The sequence below is a fragment of the Ectobacillus sp. genome (assembly GCF_056992975.1).
This window is the reverse complement of the sequence record NZ_JBXKMX010000001.1, coordinates 1-2,668: the sequence shown is the minus strand read 5'-3', so window position 1 is coordinate 2,668 and position 2,668 is coordinate 1. Positions and strand designations below refer to the sequence as shown.

General features: G+C 39.8%; 1 protein-coding gene and 1 pseudogene. Both read left to right on the top strand.

The window, feature by feature from the left end:
* Positions 1 to 44 precede the first annotated feature (44 nt).
* Entirely contained in the window at positions 45 to 1,118 is a 1,074-nt protein-coding gene (gene mcsB, locus AC11ZT_RS00010) for a protein-arginine kinase McsB (RefSeq protein ID WP_484057651.1), read from the top strand.
* 13 nt (positions 1,119 to 1,131) lie between these two features.
* A pseudogene (gene clpC / locus AC11ZT_RS00005) lies at positions 1,132 to 2,668 on the top strand (ATP-dependent protease ATP-binding subunit ClpC); the annotation flags it as partial.

The following is a 2,668-nucleotide window of genomic DNA, read 5'->3' as shown; positions in this document are numbered from 1 at the left end:
GATTGAACAACAACTTAGTGAGCATAGAAAGGAGGAATAATTCTATGTCACTCGATCACATTATGAATGATGCGATTAGTCCTTGGATGAAGGAAAGTGGTCCTGATTCTGACATTGTGTTAAGTAGCCGTATTCGGTTAGCGAGAAATTTACGTGATTTTTTATTTCCAACGTTATTAACGAACGAACAGGTCCAGGAAATTAATGAAATATTGGAAAGCATTATACAGGACGACTCAACCAGCTTTGGAAAAATGGAATTTTTGAAAATGAATGATTTACAGCCTATCCAAAGGCGTGTACTCATGGAAAAGCATTTAATTAGCCCTGATTTGGCAGGAAATTCATCTTCAGGTTCTTGTCTACTATCAGAAAGTGAGCAAATCAGTATTATGGTCAATGAAGAGGACCATATTCGTATACAATGTTTATTTCCGGGCTTTCAATTATCAGAATCCTTGCAGCTTGCGAATACAGTAGATGATTGGTTGGAGAAGCATATTGAGTATGCGTTTGATGAACATCTGGGTTATTTAACGAGTTGCCCTACAAATGTAGGAACAGGACTTCGGGCCTCCGTCATGATGCATTTGCCTGCATTAGTTTTAACGCAGCAAATGAATCGTATAGCAACGGCTATTAACCAATTGGGTTTAGTAGTACGTGGTATATATGGAGAGGGGAGCGAAGCACTCGGAAACATTTTTCAAGTTTCCAATCAAATTACACTTGGAAAATCTGAGGAAGATATTATTGAAGATTTAAAAAGTGTTGTGGCTCAGTTAATACAGCAAGAGCGAGTGGCAAGAAAAGCATTACTGAATACATCGGGTATTCAGCTTGAGGATAAAGTATTTCGCTCTTATGGTGTTCTTGCAAATAGCCGATTAATAGAATCAGGTGAAGCGGCAAGCTGTTTATCAGATGTTCGATTAGGTATCGATTTAGGGTATATTCAAAATATTTCTCATAATATTCTGACGGAGCTGATGATTTTAACGCAGCCGGGGGTATTGCAGCAATATGCAGGAGGTCCCTTGCGGCCAGAAGATCGAGATTTTCGTAGGGCTTCTCTCATTCGAGAACGGTTGCTGTTAGAACAGAATAACAATAAATAGGAGGCGAGTTCATATGATGTTTGGAAGATTTACAGAACGTGCACAAAAAGTATTAGCGTTGTCCCAAGAAGAAGCCATTCGTATTGGTCATAATAATATTGGTACAGAGCACATTTTGTTAGGGTTAGTTCGTGAAGGAGAAGGGATTGCTGCTAAAGCACTTCTTGCTCTTGGATTAAGTCCAGAAAAAATTCAAAAAGAAGTAGAGGCTTTAATTGGTCGTGGAACGGAAGTCACACAAACCGTTCACTACACACCAAGAGCTAAGAAAGTCATTGAACTTTCTATGGATGAAGCAAGAAAGCTCGGCCATTCCTATGTTGGTACGGAGCATATTCTTCTTGGATTGATACGAGAAGGAGAAGGCGTGGCAGCTCGTGTGTTAAACAACCTTGGCGTTAGCTTAAATAAGGCAAGACAGCAAGTGCTTCAACTATTAGGAAGCAATGAGGCAACTTCAGGAAATCAAGCAGGTACTACAACAAATGCAAACACACCAACGCTTGATAGTCTAGCTAGAGACTTAACTGCTATTGCACGTGAAGGCCGCCTTGATCCAGTGATTGGAAGAAGCAAGGAAATTCAACGTGTTATTGAAGTACTGAGCAGAAGAACGAAGAACAATCCGGTACTAATCGGTGAGCCAGGGGTAGGGAAAACAGCAATTGCAGAAGGTTTAGCACAACAAATTATTCACAATGAAGTACCAGAAACGTTACGTGACAAACGCGTTATGACACTTGATATGGGAACGGTAGTCGCAGGAACGAAATACCGTGGTGAATTTGAAGATCGTTTGAAAAAAGTAATGGACGAAATCCGCCAAGCTGGGAATATCATACTCTTTATTGATGAGCTTCATACATTAATTGGAGCTGGCGGTGCAGAAGGTGCAATCGATGCATCTAATATTCTAAAACCATCACTTGCACGCGGTGAATTGCAATGTATCGGTGCTACAACGATTGACGAGTACCGTAAATATATTGAAAAGGATGCAGCACTAGAACGTCGCTTCCAACCAATTCAAGTAGATGAACCAAGTGTTGCAGAATCTGTACAAATTTTAAAAGGATTGCGAGATCGCTATGAGGCGCATCATCGTGTATCCATTACAGATGAATCTATTGAAGCTGCAGTAAAATTGTCAGATCGCTATATTACTGATCGCTTCTTACCTGATAAAGCAATCGATTTAATTGATGAGGCTGCATCGAAAGTGCGCTTACGTTCTTATACAGCTCCACCTAATCTTAAGGAATGTGAACAAAAGCTAGAAGAAGTTAGAAAAGAGAAAGATGCAGCAGTACAAAGTCAAGAATTTGAAAAGGCTGCATCATTGCGTGATAATGAACAACGCTTGCGTGAACAATTGGAAGACACAAAACAACAATGGAAAGAAAAACAAGGAAAAGAAAATTCCGAAGTGACGGTTGAAGACATTGCAAGTGTTGTATCAACTTGGACGCGTATTCCAGTATCAAAGTTGGCTCAAACTGAAACAGATAAACTGTTAAATCTAGAAAGTGTATTGCATGATCGTTTAATTG